This is a genomic window from Methylophaga pinxianii (genome assembly GCF_020447225.1).
GTDB classification, from domain to species: domain Bacteria; phylum Pseudomonadota; class Gammaproteobacteria; order Nitrosococcales; family Methylophagaceae; genus Methylophaga; species Methylophaga pinxianii.
The window spans coordinates 1-535 of the sequence record NZ_JAJAEO010000059.1 but is presented as its reverse complement, the minus strand read 5'-3'; the positions used below and the strand labels follow the sequence as shown (position 1 = coordinate 535).

Annotated in this window: 1 pseudogene; it reads right to left on the bottom strand. The window is 43.4% G+C overall.

Annotated elements, in window-relative coordinates:
• A pseudogene (locus LGT40_RS00270) lies at nt 1-535 on the bottom strand (VWA domain-containing protein); the annotation flags it as partial.

Below are 535 nucleotides of genomic sequence, written 5' to 3'. Positions count from 1 at the left end.
TGCCATTTGGCAGCATTTTGTTTGTTTTGTGAGGAGCTGCTTTTGGTGCGAATAATATCAATCAGTTTTTCATTGGTCATTGAGGCACTGCTATCCACCAGAATAGCAATTTTGGGGCCTTCAACCTTGAGGCCTAACAGGTAGTTTTCTTCGTTAATACGGGGCGCTTCGACCAGATCAGCTTGCTGTTTAGGGATTTCGATAGAGGTAATACTGGACTTCAGTTCCTCTAACTCATTTTCCGAACGTTGAACTTCCTGGCTTTGGCTGGCAAGCGTCGACTGCTTCTCATCCAGTTGCTTTTTTAATGCCTGATAACGGGCATTTTCACTCGCCAACTGCTCTCGTATTTGACCTAATGTTGTTTCGGCATCGTCTCTTACTTGTTCCAGCTGACTGATATCTTGTTTAAGGTTATCAATTTCAACCGGGGTTTCATCAATTTTGTGCTTGACCAGCATAAACACAAGAATAACGGCCCCAAGACCACAAGACATGATATCCAGAAATGCCAGATTTGATCCTTCGGCTTTTT